The sequence below is a fragment of the Microbulbifer rhizosphaerae genome (assembly GCF_014191725.1).
Taxonomy (GTDB): Bacteria; Pseudomonadota; Gammaproteobacteria; order Pseudomonadales; family Cellvibrionaceae; genus Microbulbifer; species Microbulbifer rhizosphaerae.
The window spans coordinates 125,421-142,940 of the sequence record NZ_JACHWZ010000007.1 but is presented as its reverse complement, the minus strand read 5'-3'; the positions used below and the strand labels follow the sequence as shown (position 1 = coordinate 142,940).

At 62.6% G+C, this 17,520-nt stretch carries 20 protein-coding genes; 12 read left to right on the top strand and 8 right to left on the bottom strand.

Features of this window, described 5'->3' with window-relative positions; translation table 11 throughout:
- Positions 1 to 62 precede the first annotated feature (62 nt).
- The 12 genes from metX to FHS09_RS09085 all read left to right on the top strand — a co-directional run bounded on the left by metX (position 63) and on the right by FHS09_RS09085 (position 10,072).
- Positions 63 to 1,256 (top strand): homoserine O-succinyltransferase MetX, encoded by a 1,194-nt coding sequence (gene metX / locus FHS09_RS09140; protein WP_343057453.1) that lies wholly within the window; start codon positions 63 to 65, stop codon positions 1,254 to 1,256.
- Positions 1,256 to 1,846, top strand: coding sequence for a methionine biosynthesis protein MetW (gene metW, locus FHS09_RS09135; RefSeq protein WP_183459228.1), 591 nt, complete (start codon positions 1,256 to 1,258; stop codon positions 1,844 to 1,846). The genes metX and metW overlap by 1 nt, the downstream gene beginning before the upstream one ends.
- A gap of 176 nt (positions 1,847 to 2,022) precedes the next feature.
- The gene (locus FHS09_RS09130; RefSeq protein ID WP_183459049.1) at positions 2,023 to 2,475 is read left to right on the top strand and encodes a DUF4426 domain-containing protein; all 453 of its coding nucleotides are present in this window, start codon (positions 2,023 to 2,025) and stop codon (positions 2,473 to 2,475) included.
- 82 nt (positions 2,476 to 2,557) lie between these two features.
- The gene (gene rdgB / locus FHS09_RS09125) at positions 2,558 to 3,172 is read left to right on the top strand and encodes an RdgB/HAM1 family non-canonical purine NTP pyrophosphatase (protein ID WP_183459047.1); all 615 of its coding nucleotides are present in this window, start codon (positions 2,558 to 2,560) and stop codon (positions 3,170 to 3,172) included.
- Positions 3,165 to 4,391 (top strand): radical SAM family heme chaperone HemW, encoded by a 1,227-nt coding sequence (gene hemW / locus FHS09_RS09120; protein WP_183459044.1) that lies wholly within the window; start codon positions 3,165 to 3,167, stop codon positions 4,389 to 4,391. The genes rdgB and hemW overlap by 8 nt, the downstream gene beginning before the upstream one ends.
- A 100-nt stretch (positions 4,392 to 4,491) precedes the next feature.
- A complete protein-coding gene (gene trxA, locus FHS09_RS09115) occupies positions 4,492 to 4,821 on the top strand; it encodes a thioredoxin TrxA (RefSeq protein WP_183459042.1) in 330 nt (109 codons plus the stop codon).
- 373 nt (positions 4,822 to 5,194) lie between these two features.
- Positions 5,195 to 6,454: a transcription termination factor Rho gene (gene rho / locus FHS09_RS09110; RefSeq protein ID WP_183459040.1), complete on the top strand. Its 1,260-nt coding sequence runs from the start codon at positions 5,195 to 5,197 to the stop codon at positions 6,452 to 6,454.
- 218 nt (positions 6,455 to 6,672) lie between these two features.
- On the top strand, positions 6,673 to 6,951 hold the full coding sequence (locus tag FHS09_RS09105) for an RNA recognition motif domain-containing protein (RefSeq protein ID WP_183459038.1): 279 nt from the start codon (positions 6,673 to 6,675) through the stop codon (positions 6,949 to 6,951).
- A 236-nt stretch (positions 6,952 to 7,187) separates the two neighbouring features.
- On the top strand, positions 7,188 to 8,651 hold the full coding sequence (gene ubiD, locus FHS09_RS09100) for a 4-hydroxy-3-polyprenylbenzoate decarboxylase (protein WP_183459036.1): 1,464 nt from the start codon (positions 7,188 to 7,190) through the stop codon (positions 8,649 to 8,651).
- 90 nt (positions 8,652 to 8,741) lie between these two features.
- A complete protein-coding gene (locus FHS09_RS09095; RefSeq protein ID WP_183459034.1) occupies positions 8,742 to 9,227 on the top strand; it encodes a GNAT family N-acetyltransferase in 486 nt (161 codons plus the stop codon).
- 39 nt (positions 9,228 to 9,266) lie between these two features.
- Complete coding sequence (locus FHS09_RS09090; RefSeq protein WP_183459032.1) at positions 9,267 to 9,614, top strand: antibiotic biosynthesis monooxygenase; 348 nt, start codon at positions 9,267 to 9,269, stop codon at positions 9,612 to 9,614.
- Positions 9,605 to 10,072, top strand: coding sequence for a GNAT family N-acetyltransferase (locus FHS09_RS09085; RefSeq protein ID WP_183459031.1), 468 nt, complete (start codon positions 9,605 to 9,607; stop codon positions 10,070 to 10,072). Before FHS09_RS09090 ends, FHS09_RS09085 begins: the two co-directional genes overlap by 10 nt.
- Before the next feature lie 24 nt (positions 10,073 to 10,096).
- On the opposite strand, the gene FHS09_RS09080 is transcribed toward FHS09_RS09085, so the two are convergent.
- The 8 genes from FHS09_RS09080 to FHS09_RS09045 form a co-directional block, all read right to left on the bottom strand.
- Entirely contained in the window at positions 10,097 to 11,107 is a 1,011-nt protein-coding gene (locus tag FHS09_RS09080; protein ID WP_183459029.1) for an alpha/beta fold hydrolase, read from the bottom strand.
- A 13-nt stretch (positions 11,108 to 11,120) separates the two neighbouring features.
- A complete protein-coding gene (locus tag FHS09_RS09075; RefSeq protein ID WP_183459027.1) occupies positions 11,121 to 12,362 on the bottom strand; it encodes a heme biosynthesis HemY N-terminal domain-containing protein in 1,242 nt (413 codons plus the stop codon).
- A complete protein-coding gene (locus FHS09_RS09070; protein WP_183459025.1) occupies positions 12,359 to 13,684 on the bottom strand; it encodes a uroporphyrinogen-III C-methyltransferase in 1,326 nt (441 codons plus the stop codon). The genes FHS09_RS09075 and FHS09_RS09070 overlap by 4 nt, the downstream gene beginning before the upstream one ends.
- A gap of 87 nt (positions 13,685 to 13,771) precedes the next feature.
- Positions 13,772 to 14,554, bottom strand: coding sequence for a uroporphyrinogen-III synthase (locus FHS09_RS09065; RefSeq protein ID WP_183459023.1), 783 nt, complete (start codon positions 14,552 to 14,554; stop codon positions 13,772 to 13,774).
- Complete coding sequence (hemC, locus tag FHS09_RS09060) at positions 14,551 to 15,468, bottom strand: hydroxymethylbilane synthase (protein WP_183459021.1); 918 nt, start codon at positions 15,466 to 15,468, stop codon at positions 14,551 to 14,553. The genes FHS09_RS09065 and hemC overlap by 4 nt, the downstream gene beginning before the upstream one ends.
- A gap of 69 nt (positions 15,469 to 15,537) precedes the next feature.
- Complete coding sequence (gene ruvX, locus FHS09_RS09055; protein ID WP_183459019.1) at positions 15,538 to 15,978, bottom strand: Holliday junction resolvase RuvX; 441 nt, start codon at positions 15,976 to 15,978, stop codon at positions 15,538 to 15,540.
- Complete coding sequence (locus tag FHS09_RS09050) at positions 15,978 to 16,562, bottom strand: YqgE/AlgH family protein (protein ID WP_183459017.1); 585 nt, start codon at positions 16,560 to 16,562, stop codon at positions 15,978 to 15,980. The genes ruvX and FHS09_RS09050 overlap by 1 nt, the downstream gene beginning before the upstream one ends.
- Before the next feature lie 25 nt (positions 16,563 to 16,587).
- Positions 16,588 to 17,496, bottom strand: coding sequence for an energy transducer TonB (locus FHS09_RS09045; protein WP_183459015.1), 909 nt, complete (start codon positions 17,494 to 17,496; stop codon positions 16,588 to 16,590).
- Between the last annotated feature and the right edge of the window lie 24 nt (positions 17,497 to 17,520).

The window sequence follows — 17,520 nt, the reverse complement described above, 5'->3', positions numbered from 1 at the left end:
ACTTTCGGCCGGCGCCGCTTTTCCCGTACACTTCCCGTCCTTTCAGTTTTGTGGATCGATTCGTGCCGTCGGAAACCGCCAGCCGCCACAGCGAACCTCTGCCCGCCGACTCGGTGGGCATAGTCGCGCCCCGCAGCCATACCTTCAGTGAGCCGTTGAGACTGGCCTGCGGCCGCAGCCTGGGGGACTACACCCTGGTGTACGAGACCTACGGCGAACTCAATGCGGACAAAAGCAATGCGGTGTTGATCTGCCACGCGCTCTCCGGTCACCACCACGCCGCCGGTTACCACCGCGCGGAGGATCGTCGCCCTGGCTGGTGGGATCAGTATATCGGCCCCGGCAAGCCCATCGATACCGACAAGTTCTTCGTGGTGTCCCTGAACAACCTGGGGGGTTGCCACGGTTCCACCGGTCCCGCATCCACCAATCCGCAGAGCGGCTTGCCCTGGGGGCCGGATTTCCCGCCGCTGCGGGTGCGCGACTGGGTGCACAGCCAGGCGCGGCTGGCGGATCTGCTGGGGATAGAACAGTGGGCCGCGGTGGTGGGTGGCAGCCTGGGGGGCATGCAGGCCATGCGCTGGGCGCTGGAGTATCCGCAACGGCTGCGCCACGCGGTGGTGATCGCCTCGGCGATGAAGTTGTCCGCGCAGAATATCGCCTTCAACGAGACCGCCCGCCAGGCCATCACCTCTGACCCGGACTTCTGCGGCGGCCGCTACCTGGAAGAGGGCAAGCTGCCCCGGCGCGGCCTGGCGGTGGCGCGAATGATCGGCCATATCACTTATTTGTCCGATGACGGCCTGGGCAAGAAATTCGGCCGCGAGCTGCGCTCGGGCACTTTCCGCCAGGGTGTGGAAGAGCAGGTGGAGTTCCAGGTACAGAGCTATCTGCGCCACCAGGGGGACACCTTCTCCGCCAGCTTCGACCCCAACACCTATATCCTGATGACCCGGGCGCTGGACTACTTCGATCTGGCGCGGGAGTACGGCGACGACCCGGTGGCGGCCTTCTCCCACGCGAAGTGCAAATTCCTGCTGGTGTCCTTCACCTCCGACTGGCGTTTCGCCCCGGAACGCTCGCGGGAAATCGCCGCCGCCCTGATGCATGCGAATGTACCGGTGAGCTACGCGGAGATCGACTCCCCCATGGGGCACGACGCCTTTTTGTTGCCAAACGAGCGCTACCGGCGGGTGTTCGCTGCCTATATGGACAGCGTGGCTGCCGAAGTGACAGGGCGAGGGGCGAAGCCATGATGCGAGTCGACCTGGACGTGATCCAGAACTGGATAGCCCCCCGAACCCGCGTGCTCGACCTGGGCTGCGGCGACGGCATGCTTTTGCGGCAATTGGCCGACAACAAGCAGGTGAGCGGCTACGGCCTGGAGATCGATCCCGAGCAGATAGAGCTGTGCGTGGCGAATGGCGTCAGCGTGGTGGAGCAAAACCTGGACGCCGGCCTGGGCAATTTCGCCGACGGCAGCTTCGACACCGTGGTGATGACCCAGGCACTGCAGACCCTGCGCCAGCCGCACCTGGTGGTGCGCGAGATGCTGCGCGTGGGGCGCGAGTGCATCATCACCTTCCCCAATTTCGGGCAGTGGAAGGCGCGCTGGCACCTGGCTTTCTCCGGGCGTATGCCGGTGTCGGATTTATTACCCTACGAGTGGTATGACACGCCCAATATTCACTTTTGTACTTTCCGCGATTTCGAGGTGCTGTGCCGGGAGAACAGCTGGACTATCCTGCACCGCCAGGTAGTATCCGAAACGGCTGTGGGCCGCGCTTTCAAGGATTTTATTCCCAACCTGTTTGGGGAGACGGCGATCTACCACCTGACTCGCTAAACTTATACCTACTGTCAAAAATTGATCCTCCCTGATCAATTCTTGACGTCGCCAGGGAAATGCTGTCGGATGGCCGCTCCGCGCGGATGCGCGGTTCCACTGGCTTTTCCCGGCTCGCGCTGGGCCCAGCCAGCCTGAGTGGACAGACCTTTCTAAACGATAACAGGAGGTGAAGCGTGAAACGTATCCTGGCTGCAGCTGCCGCGGTGGCGCTGTTGTTCTGGTCTGTGAGCGCTGCTGCGCAGGAGGCCAAGGTCATCAAGAGCTACGAGGATTTCGGTGAGTACCGGGTGATCTACTCGGTATTCAACAGCGAGTTTATCAAGCCGGAGATAGCACAACGCTACCGGCTGGTGCGCGCCAAGGACCGCGCATTCGTGAATATTTCGGTGGTGAAGAAAGAGGGCGGCGCCCATGGCCTGCCCGCCGAGGTTTCCGGCAGCGCCACCAACCTGATCCAGCAGTCGCGGCTGCTGGAGTTTATAGAGATTCGCGAGGGCGACGCGGCCTATTACCTGGCGCCGCTGCGTTTCGATGATGAAGAGAATCTCAACTTCACTATCTCCGTGGTGCTGCCCAACGGCGACAAGGAGGAGGTGACTTTCCAGCGCAAACTGGAAAAAGACTGAGTATTCCCATCTGGGGGTAGCCTGCGGCTGGCCAAAAAGGCGGTCCTGCCGTTTTGGCGTTTTGGAGAGACAGAGAGAACCATTGAACAGAGTTGTATTGGCCAGCGGCAATGCAGGCAAGCTGAACGAGTTTTCCCAGTTGTTCGCCAACTGGCAGATCCAGGTGGTACCTCAGTCGGAATTTCAGGTGCCGGAGATCGAGGAGACCGGTCTCAGCTTTATTGAGAACGCCTTGATCAAGGCGCGCCACGCCAGTCGAATCAGTGGTCTGCCGGCGCTGGCGGACGACTCCGGGCTGGCGGTGGACGCACTGGACGGCGCCCCGGGCATCTACTCCGCGCGCTACGCCGGCGAGGACGTCAGCGACGCGGACAACAACCACAAGCTGCTGCAGATGCTGGCCGACGTGCCCGAAGCCGAGCGCACCGCCAGTTTTCACTGCGCGCTGGCCTTTGTGCGCCGCTACGACGACCCCATACCGCTGGTGTGCATTGCGCGCTGGTGCGGGCGCATTCTGGAAGAGCCCGCGGGCGAACAGGGTTTCGGTTACGATCCGCTGTTCTATGTGGAGTCCGAGGGCATGTCCTCCGCGCAGCTTCCGCGGGAAGTGAAAAACCGAATCAGCCACCGCGGCCAGGCGGTGCAGGCGTTTGCCACTCTATGGCGCGAGCAGATGCAGTGTCCCGGCCGTGAATAAACTGCAGCTGCCGCCGCTCAGTCTCTATGTGCATATTCCCTGGTGTGTGCGCAAATGTCCTTATTGCGATTTTAACTCTCATCAGTTGGCCGCGGGCGCTCACCAGGCGAAGGACGGACTGCCCGAGGCGGAGTATGTGGCGCAACTGAAGCGCGACCTGCACAGCCAACTGGCCTGGGTCCAGGGGCGCCGGCTGGTGTCGATCTTCTTCGGCGGCGGCACCCCCAGCCTGTTCTCCCCAGCGGCCATCCGCGCCGTGCTGGAAGCGGCGGAAAGGGCGGTGGGGTTCGCCGACGATATTGAGATCACCCTGGAGGCCAATCCGGGCACCTTCGAACAGGAGAAGTTTGCCGGCTACCGCGCCGCCGGGGTCAACCGCCTGTCCATCGGCGTGCAGAGTTTCGATCCGCAGCAGCTGCACAACCTGGGACGCATCCACACCGGCGACGAGGCAGCCGAGGCGCTGGGCATGGCGCGCCGCGCCGGGTTCGACAATATCAACCTGGACCTGATGCACGGCCTGCCAAAGCAGACCGGGGAGCAGGCGCTGGCGGACCTGCGCCGCGCGGTGGAACTGGAGCCGGAACATATCTCCTGGTACCAGCTCACCATCGAGCCCAACACCGCCTTCTACAATGCGCCGCCGCCCACTCCCGGCTCCGCTCGTATCGCCGCCATGCAGGCCGGTGGCCGCGAATACCTGGCGGAGCAGGGCTATGGGCGCTACGAAGTATCCGCCTACAGCCGGCCCGGACTGGCGGCCAGGCACAACCTGAACTATTGGTCTTTTGGCGATTATCTCGGCATCGGCGCCGGGGCCCACGGAAAGGTTACGCTGCTGGGCGAAGGGAATCTGGTGCGCAGTCGCCGCACCCGCGCGCCGCGCGACTACCTGGCGCTGCTTGAGGAAACCGCCGGCGTGTTGGCATCGCCCCGCGCTGAAGCCATCGCCCACGACGAACTGCCGGTGGAATTCCTGATGAATGCGCTGCGCCTGGTGGACGGTGTGCCGCGGGAAACCTTCCCGGCCTACACCGGTCTCTCCCTTGCGGTGCTCGAACAGCGGTGGCCGGGGCTGCGGGCGATGGAGCTGGTGCAGCCCCTGGAGAGACGCATTGCGGCCAGCGCCTTTGGTTTCGACTATCTGGACGAGATACTGCAGCGTTTTCTAGTGTTAACAGACCCTGGCCTTGAAAGCCGCTGGCGCAATCCCCACTAAGGGGGAAGCCAATACCTTGCGGGGGCGGGCAGGCAGTCCTTATCATGTCTGAATATACCCGCGGACCGGGTCAAAGTAACTGTAAGAACGGGAAGCCAATATGAGCGAGCATGCAATCGTCAACGTGACTGACGCCGAATTCGAAGCCGAAGTACTCAAGGCCGAAGGGCCGGTGCTGGTGGATTTCTGGGCGACCTGGTGCGGTCCCTGCAAGATGATCGCTCCGGTGCTGGACGACCTGGCGAACCACTACGGCGACAAGTTGAAGATCTGCAAGGTCGACGTGGATGCCAACAAAGAGACTCCGGCCAAGTACAACGTGCGCGGCATCCCCACCCTGCTGCTGTTCAAGGGCGGCAACGTGGAGGGCACCAAGGTGGGCGCCCTGTCCCGCGCGCAGCTGACCGAGTTTATCGACAGCCAGCTCTAGGCTGCGGCTGGGTCATCCTGCAGGGGCAAATAAATTTCCTTTGCAGGATGGCAAACTGCCGTTATACTGCCTAGTATTCTTGTAATCCAGACGAAGCAAGCACAGATTCTTAAACCGAGCTGAACAAAGTCGCCCCTCCACACGGTAACCGTGTAGACCACTCCGGCGCACAAACTCCTCGAATCGAACTTATCCGTAGCAATTGGCTATAGCTGCCGGACGGGCAGTGCAACATGTGAGTTTGTCCTGGCGCGAGAGTCGAGTGCGGCACCACAGTGGCGTGGGCAACAGCGGAATCAATTAAACCCCCTCCCCATGAATATCCGGCGCGTCCGCGCCAACTGACAACAGAAACCTTAATAAAGCAATTGGTATGAATCTTTCCGAATTAAAAACCAAACCCATTGAAGAATTGATTGAAATCGCCAAAGGCATGGGCCTTGAAAACCTGGCCCGGTCGCGCAAACAGGATATTATCTTCAATATCCTCAAGCGCCACGCCAAGAGCGGAGAAGACATATACGGCGACGGCGTATTGGAAATCCTTCAGGACGGTTTTGGTTTTTTACGCTCCGCCGATTCCTCCTATCTGGCGGGCCCGGACGATATCTATGTGTCCCCCAGCCAGATACGCCGGTTTAACCTGCGCACCGGCGATTCCATATCCGGCAAGATCCGCCCGCCAAAAGAGGGCGAGCGCTATTTCGCACTGCTCAAGGTCAGCGAAATCAATTTCGACAAGCCGGAAAATGCCCGCAACAAGATCCTGTTCGAAAACCTCACCCCCCTGTTTCCCAACGACCGACTGACCCTGGAATGTGGTAACGGATCCTCCGAGGACCTGATCGGCCGCATCATCGACTTGGTGGCGCCCATCGGCAAAGGCCAGCGGGGGTTGATCGTGGCGCCGCCGAAGGCGGGCAAGACCATCATGTTGCAGAACATCGCCCAGGCGATCACCCGCAACAGCCCGGAGTGCCACCTGATCGTGCTGCTGATCGATGAGCGCCCGGAGGAAGTAACCGAAATGCAGCGTTCCGTGCGTGGCGAAGTGGTGGCCTCCACCTTCGACGAGCCGCCGGCGCGCCACGTACAAGTGGCGGAAATGGTCATCGAAAAGGCCAAGCGCCTGGTGGAGCACAAGAAGGACGTGGTGATCCTGCTGGACTCCATCACCCGCCTGGCGCGCGCTTACAACACGACGGTGCCCTCCTCCGGCAAGGTGCTCACCGGCGGTGTGGACGCCCACGCCTTGGAGCGCCCCAAGCGCTTCTTCGGCGCCGCGCGCAACATCGAGGAGGGTGGCAGCCTGTCCATTATCGCCACCGCGCTGGTCGACACCGGGTCTAAAATGGATGAGGTGATCTTCGAAGAGTTCAAGGGCACCGGCAATATGGAACTGCAGCTGGATCGCAAAATCGCTGAGAAGCGTGTCTACCCGGCGATCAATGTGCGCCGTTCCGGCACCCGCCGCGAGGAGCTGCTGATGCCCGAGGGCGAGCTGCAGCGGGTTTGGATCCTGCGCAAGCTGCTGCACGATATGGAAGATGTGGCATCCACCGAGTTTCTGGTGGACAGGCTGAAGGACTTCAAGACCAACGACGAATTCTTCCTGTCCATGAAACGAAAGTAACGGGGCTATTTGCGCCGAATTGTATTGAAAAGGTAAGCCGTTAAGCATATAAAGGCCCACATTGCGGCGCTGGATATGCACAACGCCCGACCGAATTGGCCTCAGGCGGCCCGCAAGCCGCCTGAATCAACAAAGGCCAATCTCAGATGGATGATCTGGTGGAGCTGGTTATTCATTTGTGACTGCACGACAGCCCACATACCTAGTGAGAACTTTTTGTGAATATCTATATTGGAAATCTGGCCTACGGCGTTACCTCTGATGACCTGAACGAAGCTTTCGGTGCATTCGGGGAAATCTCTCGGGCTACTGTTATTACCGACCGTGAGACTGGCCGTTCTAAAGGTTTCGGTTTCGTAGAAATGCCGAACGACGACGAAGCGCGCAAAGCGATCGAAGAGATGAACGACAAGCCGCTGTCCGGCCGTAACATCCGCGTCAATGAAGCCAAGCCTCGGGAAGACCGTTCAGACCGTCCGCGTCGTCCCCGCTTCTAAGCCGTCCGGCTTAGCTGATCCCGGCTAAAACAGTTTCAACGACCCGTAGCGCCAGCTGCGGGTCGCTTTTGAGGTCCCGCCGTTGCGCCCCAGCACTGCCAGGGTGTGATTGGTGTGGGCCGCTCCCCTCTTTGCGTTGCTGAACGCTGGCCAAGTGCTTCCTGCGCTTTGGTATCCCATTTTGTCTCTCCTGCTTTACACTGCGCACTGACATTCCCCCTGCTGCCAGGAAATGTATGAAATACAAAGACTTGCGCGACTTTATCCGAATGCTGGAAAAACGCGGATTACTCAAGCGTATCCGGCACCCGGTGGACCCCAAACTGGAAATCACCGAAATTGCCGACCGGGTGCTGCGCGCCGGCGGTCCCGCACTGCTGTTTGAAAACCCCATCGGCTTTGACACCCCGGTACTCGCCAACCTGTTCGGCACTCCCGAGCGGGTAGCCCTGGGCATGGGGCGCGAGAGTGTCGCCGAGCTGCGTGAAGTGGGCGAACTGCTGGCCTTTCTCAAAGAGCCCGCACCACCGGAGAGCCTGCGCGATGCCTGGGAAAAACTGCCGGTCTTCCGGCAGGTGTTGAACATGGGTCCGAAAGTGGTGGGCAAAGCCGCCTGCCAGCAGATGGAACAGAGCGGCGACCAGGTGGATCTCACCAAACTGCCCATCCAGACCTGCTGGCCCGGTGATGTGGCGCCACTGATCACTTGGCCGTTGGTGATCACCCGCGGCCCGGAGAAGAAGCGCCAGAACCTGGGTATCTACCGTATGCAACTGCTGGGCAGGAATCGCCTGATCATGCGCTGGCTCTCCCACCGAGGCGGCGCGCTGGATTTCCGCGACTGGTGCAGTCGCCACCCCGGCGAACCCTTTCCGGTGGCGGTGGCCCTGGGCGCGGACCCCGCCACCATTCTCGGCGCTGTTACCCCGGTGCCCGACACCCTGTCCGAGTACGCCTTTGCCGGCCTGCTGCGCGGGGACAAGACTGAAGTGGCCGGGGCCACCCTCAGCGATCTGCAGGTGCCGGCAAGCGCCGAGTATGTGCTGGAGGGCTTTATCCACCCCGGCGACACCGCCGATGAGGGCCCCTATGGCGACCACACCGGCTACTACAATGAAGTGGACCGTTTTCCGGTATTCACGGTGGAAAAAATCACCCACCGCAAAGGCCCCATTTATCACAGCACCTACACCGGCCGCCCGCCGGACGAACCGGCGGTGCTGGGCGAGGCGCTGAACGAAGTGTTCGTGCCCATACTGCAAAAACAGTTTCCGGAAATTACCGACTTCTATCTGCCGCCGGAGGGTTGCTCCTACCGCCTCGCGGTGGTCACCATGAAAAAGCAGTACCCCGGCCACGCCAAGCGGGTGATGATGGGAGTCTGGTCTTTTCTGCGCCAGTTTATGTATACCAAGTTCGTTATCGTCACCGACGACGACGTCAACGCCCGCGATTGGAAGGATGTGATCTGGGCCATGACCACGCGCATGGACCCGGCTCGGGACACAGTGATGGTGGAGAACACCCCAATCGACTACCTGGACTTCGCCTCCCCGGTATCCGGCCTGGGTTCCAAGATCGGCTTCGACGCCACCAATAAATGGCCGGGGGAAACCAACCGGGAGTGGGGTGAGCCCATCGCCAGGGACCCCGAAGTGGTGAAAAAGATAGATGCAATCTGGTCCCAGCTGGATTTGTAGGGAACTGAGAAATATTGTTCTCCGGAATCCGAACTTCTTATCTGTTTTCGGCTCCGGTGGGAAATACAGATGCAAAACGGAGAGCCATCGATGTCGGAACTTGTAATAAGAGCGGCCACTGCGGACGACGTGCCGCTGATTCTCAGGTTTATCAGGGAATTGGCCATCTACGAGAAAGCGGAGCAGGAGGTAGTGGCAACGGAGCGGTTGATCGAAGGATCCTTGTTCAGTGCCTCCTCCACCGCCCACGCGCTGATCTGTGAGAATGGCGGGCAGCCGGTGGGCTTTGCGGTCTATTTCTTCAATTATTCCACCTGGCTGGGCCGCAATGGCCTCTACCTGGAAGATCTCTACGTCACCCCCGAGGCGAGGGGTTATGGCGCCGGCAAGGCGCTGCTCAAACACCTGGCGAGAATCGCCGTCGACAGGGGCTGCGGCAGGTTCGAGTGGAGCGTGCTTGACTGGAACGAGCCGGCGATCAAATTTTACGAATCACTAGGCGCCAGTCCGCAGAGCGAATGGGTCGGGTATCGACTGGCGGGGCGGGCACTGCTCGACCTGGCGGAATCCGAATAACCGCAGATAACAGAAACCAATGCCGGAAGTGTAAGCGCCATGTACGCGAGAGAATGGAAGTGCCGGGTTCCACAAAAGCACCGGGAGGGTTTCACCCGCTATCTCTACCAGACCGGAATAAAGGATTCATCAAGCCTGCCGGGCTATCGGGGCGCTCAGGTATTTTGCCGGACTCTGGACGGAGAAGCGGAGATCACCCTGATCACTTACTTGGGCAGCCTGAATGCCATCAAAGCTTTTGCCGGCGAGGCGATCGACCGTGCGCGCCTCTATCCCGAGGACGACTCCTACGAACTGGAGCCGGATCTCTCAGTGCAACACTACGAAGTGGTTGAACACCGTTTCGAGCCGCTCCACTGTAAAGCGAGGTGGAGCAAATGGAAATAGCAGTGGTCGAGAAGTCCGATGCGGCGGAAATTGCCAAGCTGGCGGTCTGCCTGACCAGTGAAATTATGGAGCGCACCGGTGTCACGCACTTCGATATCGATGAAGCCCGGGCCACGGAGCTGTGCCGAAATTACTTGCGCGATGGACAATACCAAGTCGTTGCCGCCAGCGACCGGGACAGGATGGTTGGCTTTGCAGCCCTGTGCGAAAGCTATTCCCTGTATGCCGAGGGCAGCTTCGGCATTGTCCAGGAGTTTTATGTGGTACCGGAGTACCGTTCCCGGAATATCGGCAGCCGCCTGATCGACAGGATGGTCGATCTCGCCAGAGCAAAAGGCTGGAAGCGTCTGGAATTGTGTACGCCGCCGGTGCCGGCGTTCGATCGCGCCGTGGCGTTTTATCGTGCGAACGGTTTCGAGGTAACCGGCGGCTACAAGATGAAGCGCGCGATCACCTGAACAAGCGCCGCGCTTTCGAGGCACTTACTGCCGCAAAAAATCCTGGAAACTTTCCATATAGGGAGCGAAGGCTTCGAACTGCGGTATATGCCCGACGTTGTCCAGTTCCACCAGAGTGGCGTTTGGAATCGCCTCCGCGGTCTTTTTCCCCAATTGGTCGTAGCGGCCCAGGGTTTTCTGTACGGAAGCCGGCGCGCGGTCCCTGCCGATCGCGGTGCGGTCGCGGGTGCCGATAATCAGCAGGGTCGGGACGCGGATATCCGGAAATTCGTAGAGCACCGGCTGGGTAAAGACCATGTCCGACGTCAGCGCATCGACGACGGCGATTTTGTCCGAATCCGGGCCCGCGGCCCAGCCGGCCTGGATTGCCAGCAGCGGCTCGTAGGCCTTCCGCCACTGGCCGTCGAAATAGGCCCGGGTCATATAGCGTTTTATTTTTTCCGGCGTCTGCGCGCGCTCCGCAGCTATGGCTCGGTCCAGGGGCTGGTAGGGCACGGTGCGCTTCCAGTCCTCCAGGCCGATGGGATTGATCAGCACCAGCCTCTCCAGCCGCTCCGGATACATCAGCGCGAAGCGGCTGGCGAGCATACCGCCCATGGAGTGGCCGGCCACGGCGACTCTATCCAGTTTCAGGTGATCCAGCAGGGCTTTGGTGTGATCCGCCAGGGTCTGGAAGCTGTACTGGAAGCGCATCGGTTTGCTGGATTTGCCAAAGCCGATCTGGTCCGGTGCGATTACACGGTATCCGGCCTCGCTCAGGGCTTTGATGGTGTCCTGCCAATAGGCGCCGGAGAAGTTCTTGCCGTGCAGCAGCAGTACCGTGCTCCTGGCTTTCTGCTCCCGTGCCGGAGGGATATCCATGTAGGCCATAGCCAGGGGCTGCTGTTGGCTTGTCAGCGGGAACTGTTTTACCGGATAGGGGTATTGGTAATCGCTCAGCATCGCATCCCGGGGGGTGACCTCGACTTCCGCCAGTGCAGGCAGGGCGGCGGACAACAACGCCAGTGCAATGCATGGAATTTTTGGTAATCGCATAGTTGAAATCCGGTCAGCTATGGGCCTTCAGCAGCGGGCTCTCGTGCCCGGGCAGTGGCAGTAGCGGCAGGTCTGTCACGGCTTGTATCAGCCCTTCCCTATACAATTTTGCCGACTGTTCTTTTTCTCCCAGTGCGTACAACAGCCGCGCCAGTTCGGCGGAGGTGGCGGGATCGGAGCGCAGCAGCAGGCTTTTTTCGAAGTACTGCCGCGCCTTTCCCCAGAGTTCATTGCGTAGGCACAGGCGGCCCAGGCAAGTGAGCAAATCGGCGTTCTCGCCGTATTCTTTCAGCCAGCCGTCGGCGACTACCAGTTGGGCGTTGGCATCGGCGCCGGTGAGGCAGCCGTAGAGCCGGGCCATGTCTCCGCGCCACTCGCGGTTGAGCACCCAGTGCAGCTGTTTTTCCGCTTCTTCGTCCTGGCCGATCTGATGTAGCAGCTCCCCGTAGAGGCAACGCAGGTCCATATTGCGCTGCCAGCGGCTGCCGAGGCTGTTCCAGGTTTCGCGCAGCTTGTCCCGGTCGCGGCGGCTGGCGGCTTCGCCCAGCTGGTGCTGATAGACCTCCAGTTCCAGCTGCTGCAGCTCTTCCTCGGGCATATTGGCGTGCTTTTCCAGTTCCGGGAGCAGTTCGCGTAGGCCTTTCCAGTCCCCCAGCCGGTAGTAGGCCTGCCTGAGGAGCTGCAGCAGGGCGGGGTGTTTGGGTTCCACCTGCTTGGCGCGCTCCAGGCTGGCGATGCACTGTTCATAGTGCTTGTCCAGCAGTTGCATGCGCGCCTGGCTCAGGGCCACCGCTAACTGGGTGTCGTCGCCGCTGGCTTCGGCCTTGGCGAGCAGCTCGTTGGCCTCGTCGCGGTAGCCCAGCTCGAAGGCGCTGCGGGCGGCGGCAAGGTAGTTGATCAGGGGGGCTTCGGAGCGGGGGGCGGATTTGAGCAACTGGCGGCGGGCGCGGGCCCAGTTGCCCTCCATAAACTCCACCAGCCCGTTGGTGAGGCGCCGCCGCGCCACCCGGGAGCGCCCGAAGCGGATGCGGCTGACGCCGCCGCCGATGCCGCGCAGCAGGCTGCGCACCAGCCAGAACACCAGGAACAGCGCGAGCGCTCCGAATACGATTGCGCCCACCGCCACCCAGAGGTTCATCTCGATATGTTTGCCGCCCACGGCGAGCACCATGTAGCCGGGGTAACTGCGCATCATCTCCGCGAGAAAGGCGCCGAACAGCAGCAGCGTCAGTGCGGAAAACAGAAAGCGTTTCACTGTGTTTCGTCTCCTGCCCTGTTCGGGGGCTCTGTTTCCGGGGAGCCAGTCTCTTCGCTGTCGCTGTTGCTGCCGGTCGGAGTTGCCGGTGGCCGCTGTGGAGCGGCCTTGTGCAGCCGCTCGATATAGTTGTGCAGCGCGCTTTGCGAGGTGCTCAGGCTGGGCAGTTCGACGGTCACTGGCTGTTGCGCCAGTTCCTGTAGTTCCCGCGCCAGCACCTGGCGCCTGTGGTTGTCTGTACCGTATTCGAGCAGCAGCTGGCGCGCGCGCGCCAGGGAGTCCTTGTACACGGTGTCATCTTCGCGCAGCAGGGCCAGCTCCGCCTGTTCCATGTTCAGGCGCAGGTTCTGGCGGAAGCGCGCCTCGCTCTGCGGCGACAGCAGCACCGGATCGATATCGGCGTCGCGGATGCGGTAGGAACTGCGCATGAACTGGGTGAAGTTCTGCCAGCTGCGCTCCCAGACCGGGAGTTTTTCCCCGCCGGCGGGCGATGGTGTCTCCTGTTCGACGGCGTCCTGTTTGGCCAGGTCGAATTCAGGCCGGATATCCACTTGCATCAGTTGTTCTTCCAGTGCGCGCAGCCGCAGGTAGAGCCCTTCGCGGTCGATGTTTTCCACCAGCTTTAGGGCGGTTAGGTCGCTGGCCAACTGCTGGCGCACGCCGTAGAGGTCGGGAAGGTTGACGTCGCGCAGTATCTCATCCGCCTCCTCCGCCAGGCCGAGGGCGGCGCGGCTGTCGCGCTCCATCAGCAGGCGCTGATTGGCCAGGCGCAGTAGGTAATCGGCTTCCGCCAGCTGCCAGTCCTGGCGACCGATATTGCCCAGTTCCCCCAGCCGGTTGCCCTGGGCGGTGACACTGCGCTGCAGTTCCGCCAGCTGTCGTTGCAGCTGGCGGATGGTATTGCCCTGTTGACGCAACTGTTTGCGCAGGGCGGCGGAGTCCTGCGGCGTCGCTGTGGTGGCGGGCGGGGTGTCTTGCGGTTGCGACGGTTCCCGGGGCGCTGCCGGCTCGGCGGCGGGGGGCTCCTCGCGGTCGGTGCCGGCGGTTTGCCGACCCCGCCCGGGGAGGAAATCGAGGTATTGCGCCAGCCGCTCTTGCACCTGCGGCCAGTTGAGCCAGCCCCAGGTGCCGGCCGCCCCGAGCAGGACGAGGAGCAGCAGCCACAGCCAGGCCCTGCCGCCCCCGCGCTTTCGGGCCGGTTTGGCGGTGCCGGTGCCCTTGCCCTGTTGGGCTTTGGCAAAGTTGCTTTTCGGCTGCGGTTTTCCGGCGGCCTCCGGCGGGTTCTGCGGCTTGTCGGCGTTTGTGGATTTCTCGTCAGTCATGGCTGGGCGGGCAAGGTGGAAAATGTCGTCAAATTATAGCGACTGAAGACACGCTTTATACGAAGTGCGGCGCCCTTTTGAAACTTTTTACCGCAGCCTGCCGGCGAGGCCGGTGCGCAGGGCTTCGAGCATGGCGCCGTCGCCGGCATTCCGCGCCGCGTGGACCCGGGAAAAGCCCAGCTCCCGGGCCTGTTCGGCCACCCGCCGGCTGGGGCAGACCAGCAGTGCATTGCGAAGGGATTCGCGACCGGACTGTCCGATGCACTGCGCCAGGTTGGCGAGGGTCTCGCCGCTGTGCACGCTGATGGCATCCGGCTGCTGTTCGTAGGCGGCGAGCTGCTCTGGGGCATGCGGGGGCAGGAGGCGGCGGTAGAGTTCGCAGTAGTCGACGCGGGCACCGCGGTCGCGCAGCGTTTCGCCGATCAGTGTGCGCCCGCCGTAGCCGCGGAATATCAGCGCGCGCTGGCCGGCGATGTCGCGCAGGGTGGGCAGCGCCAGCAGCGCTTCGGAATCCATGGTGTCGTCGTCCGCCTCCACCGCGACGCCGCGTTCGCGCAGCGCGCGCGCGGTGGCTGCGCCGATGGCGTAATAGCGCGGCCCCTTCGGCAGTTGCGGCCAGTAGCCCTCGATCCAGTCGAAGCCTATCCGCACCGCGTTTTGTGACACGAAGATCGCGTGATCCGCGAGGTCGAAATCCAGGATTTGGTTCTTGATCGCCTGTTGTTCCGGGCCACTGTCGATCGCTTCAATGGCCAGCATGGGGATGTTGTTCACTGTGGCACCGGCGGCTTCCAGTTGCGCGCGCCAGCCCCGGGACTGATGCGCGGGGCGGGTGGTCAGTATGCGCCGGCCGCGCAGTTCCCCGCTCACAGGGCCGCGAGAATCCTGTCGGCACCAGAGGCGAGCAGTTCCTCCGCCAGCGCGGTGCCCATGGCCTCGCCGTTTTCCTCCGGGCCGCGGGCTTCGGCGCGCACCAAGGTCTCACCGTCGGGGCTGCCCACCAGGCCGCGCAGGTGCAGTTCGCCGTTGTCGAGTTCGGCATAACTGCCGATGGGAATCTGGCAGCTGCCGTCCAGGCGTTTGACCAGGGCGCGTTCCGCTGCCAGGCGCGCGGCGGTGGCGCGGTGGTGTAGCGGCTGCAGCAGGGCCTCCAACTCCGGGTCTCGGCGGCACTCGATGCCCACCGCGCCCTGGCCGCCGGCGGGCAGGGAGATTTCCGGGGGCAGGGTGGTGCGGATGCGCTGGTGCATTTCCAGGCGCAGCAGGCCGGCGGCGGCGAGGATGATCGCGTCGAATTCGCCGGCGTCCATCTTCGCCAGTCGGGTGTTGACGTTGCCGCGCAGGAAGTGCACCTGCAGGTCCGGGCGCCGGGCCAGCAGCTGGCACTGGCGGCGCAGGCTGGAGGTGCCCACTACCGCGCCCCGCGGCAGTTCGTCCAGGTCGGCGTAGTGATTGCTCACAAAGGCGTCGCGGGGATCTTCGCGCTCGCAGATCACCGGCAGGTGCAGGCCGTCGGGAAATTCCATCGGCACGTCCTTCATGGAGTGCACGGCGATATCCGCGTGTCCGTCGAGCATGGCTTTCTCCAGCTCTTTCACGAACAGGCCCTTGCCGCCGACCTTGGCCAGGGGAATATCCAGCATCTGGTCGCCGCGGCTGGTGAGCGGCAGCAGTTCGATTTGCAGTGACGGGTGCTGTTGCTGCAGTCGGTCCTTGACGAAATTGGCCTGCCAGAGGGCCAGGGCACTCTCGCGGGTGGCGATGCGGATGCGGGTGATGGGCATAGGACACGGTCGATTTGGGAAGTGGCTGGGAATTTTAACAGATGGTGATGGGTGACCGGAGACTGTCTGTCATCTGTTCCCTGACTTCTGTTCTCTGGAGCGCAGCCAGTCCTGCAGAAAAATACGTGCGGCGATGGAATCCACAGGATCTTTGGCGTAGTTCCCGCGGTGGCCCCGCTCGCGTGCCTCTTCCTTGGCGGCGCGGGTGCTGAGGCGTTCGTCGACATACTCCACCGGCAGGCCGCTGCGCCCGTGGAGGCGCCGGCCGAATTTGCGCGCGCGCGTGGAGAGTTCGCTCTCGCTGCCATCCATATTCAGCGGCAGGCCCACCAGCAGGGTTTGCGGCCGCCATTCGGCGATCAGGCGCAGGACTTTGTCCCAGTCCGGCGCGCCGTCTTTCGCTGGGAGCGGCGGTAGCTCGCGGGCGCCGCCGGTCAGGCTTTGGCCGAAGGCGATGCCGATGGAGCGGGTGCCGAAGTCGAAGGCGAGGGCGGTGGTGGCGTCGGTCATCAGGCGTGGCCGGACTGGGAGCCGATGCCGGTCATGTCGATGCCGTGGCGCGCGGCGGCGGTGTGCCAGCGCTTTTGCCACGGGGTGGCGAAGAGGACTTCCGGCTCCGCCGGCAGGGTCAGCCAGGCGTTCTCCGTCAGCTCCTCCTCGAGTTGGCCCGGGCCCCAGCCGGCATAGCCCAGGGCCACCAGCACGTCGTCGGGGCCGCGGCCGGCGGCGAGGGATTCGAGGATGTCTTTGGAGGCGGTGAGGCTGATGTCCTCGGAGACTTCCAGGGTGGAATCAAAGCGCGTGCCGGCGCCGTGCAGGACGAAGCCCTGCTCCGGTGCCACCGGGCCGCCCAGCATCACTATCTCTTCGCCGCGCAGGCTGGCGTCGTCCAGGGAGAGCTGTTCGAACACTTCTCTCCAAGACACTTTGCTGGGGGCGTTGATCACGATACCCATGGTGCCTTCGTGAGTGTGCTCGCAGACGAAGGTGATGGTCTGCCGGAAGCGCGGGTCCTGCATCCCGGGCATGGCCAGCAGGAACTGGCCGCGCAGGCTGGAGTGGGTGAGGTCGCTGTCGATGCTGGTGGTGTGCATATTGTCAGTCTAGGTTCAAGCCAGCCTAACCGCGCCCGGGAGCTTCACTGGCGTCGGTGGAGAAGCCGGTCATCTCGAAGTGCCAGGTGCGGATGATCTCCAGGCGGTCCGCTTCTCTGCGGATTTCCGCCGGAAAGGGTGCGAAGGGCGCCGACAGGCGCACTATCTGCTGGGCGGCATCGTCGAGTATAGGTTCGCCGGAGGACTCCAGTATCACCACTTCCTCCACCGCACCGGTGGGCAGCAGGCGCACCATCATACGCAGGCTGCCGGTAATCTGCCGCTGCAGAGCCTCCTCCGGGAAATTGTCGTTACCCACCGCCTCCACCTTCTGCCGCCAGCTGTGCAGGTAGGCGGCATCGGCGGAGGCCTTGGTGGCCACAGAGGTTAGGCGGCGCACACGCGGGCGCTGGGCGATGGTCTGGCGGATCTTGTCCAGCCGCGCCTGCAGGCTTGCGATCTCGGGGTTGGAATGCGGCAGGTCGTTGGGGGCGTCGCCGCGCTTTTCCTCGGAGGGCTTGTCTTCTGCGGGTAGTTCCGGTGCCTGCTGGGGGCTCTCGCCGATGGTGGTTACCAACTGCCGGCGCTGCTCCGCGGGGCGGGCGGCCTGCTGCTGCGGGAGGGGATTCACCTCGCGCACGACGGTGTCGGCGATCTCCGCGCGGCGGTTGCTGGAGAGTTCCCTGGGGGTGTCGGCGGTGCCGCTGGCCTGCTGGTTGTGCTGGGCCAGATAGTCGGCGTCCTCGGGGGCCGCGGCAGTGTGGTGTTGCGCCAGAGTAACTTCCAGGGTGGGCGGTGCCTGCCGACCTTCGGGCGCAGCAAAAGCCACGCCGAAAATCACCAGCGCGTGGAAAGCGCAGGCGAGAAACAGGGCGAACGCGAAGCGGTCCTGTTGGGCGGCCTGTTGTCGAGTGGTGCCGGCGGTCGGATTCATTTTTTCGTTATTGGTTATTCAAGT

Coding starts and splice junctions, on each gene's coding strand:
- FHS09_RS09090 (WP_183459032.1), top strand. CDS start 9,267: ATGTACGCGAGAGAATGGAAGTGCCGGGTTCCACAAAAGCACCGGGAG.
- FHS09_RS09050 (WP_183459017.1), bottom strand. CDS start 16,562: ATGCACACCACCAGCATCGACAGCGACCTCACCCACTCCAGCCTGCGC.
- FHS09_RS09095 (WP_183459034.1), top strand. CDS start 8,742: ATGTCGGAACTTGTAATAAGAGCGGCCACTGCGGACGACGTGCCGCTG.
- FHS09_RS09085 (WP_183459031.1), top strand. CDS start 9,605: ATGGAAATAGCAGTGGTCGAGAAGTCCGATGCGGCGGAAATTGCCAAG.
- FHS09_RS09045 (WP_183459015.1), bottom strand. CDS start 17,496: ATGAATCCGACCGCCGGCACCACTCGACAACAGGCCGCCCAACAGGAC.
- FHS09_RS09070 (WP_183459025.1), bottom strand. CDS start 13,684: ATGACTGACGAGAAATCCACAAACGCCGACAAGCCGCAGAACCCGCCG.
- ubiD (WP_183459036.1), top strand. CDS start 7,188: ATGAAATACAAAGACTTGCGCGACTTTATCCGAATGCTGGAAAAACGC.
- rho (WP_183459040.1), top strand. CDS start 5,195: ATGAATCTTTCCGAATTAAAAACCAAACCCATTGAAGAATTGATTGAA.
- trxA (WP_183459042.1), top strand. CDS start 4,492: ATGAGCGAGCATGCAATCGTCAACGTGACTGACGCCGAATTCGAAGCC.
- hemC (WP_183459021.1), bottom strand. CDS start 15,468: ATGCCCATCACCCGCATCCGCATCGCCACCCGCGAGAGTGCCCTGGCC.
- ruvX (WP_183459019.1), bottom strand. CDS start 15,978: ATGACCGACGCCACCACCGCCCTCGCCTTCGACTTCGGCACCCGCTCC.
- FHS09_RS09080 (WP_183459029.1), bottom strand. CDS start 11,107: ATGCGATTACCAAAAATTCCATGCATTGCACTGGCGTTGTTGTCCGCC.
- metW (WP_183459228.1), top strand. CDS start 1,256: ATGCGAGTCGACCTGGACGTGATCCAGAACTGGATAGCCCCCCGAACC.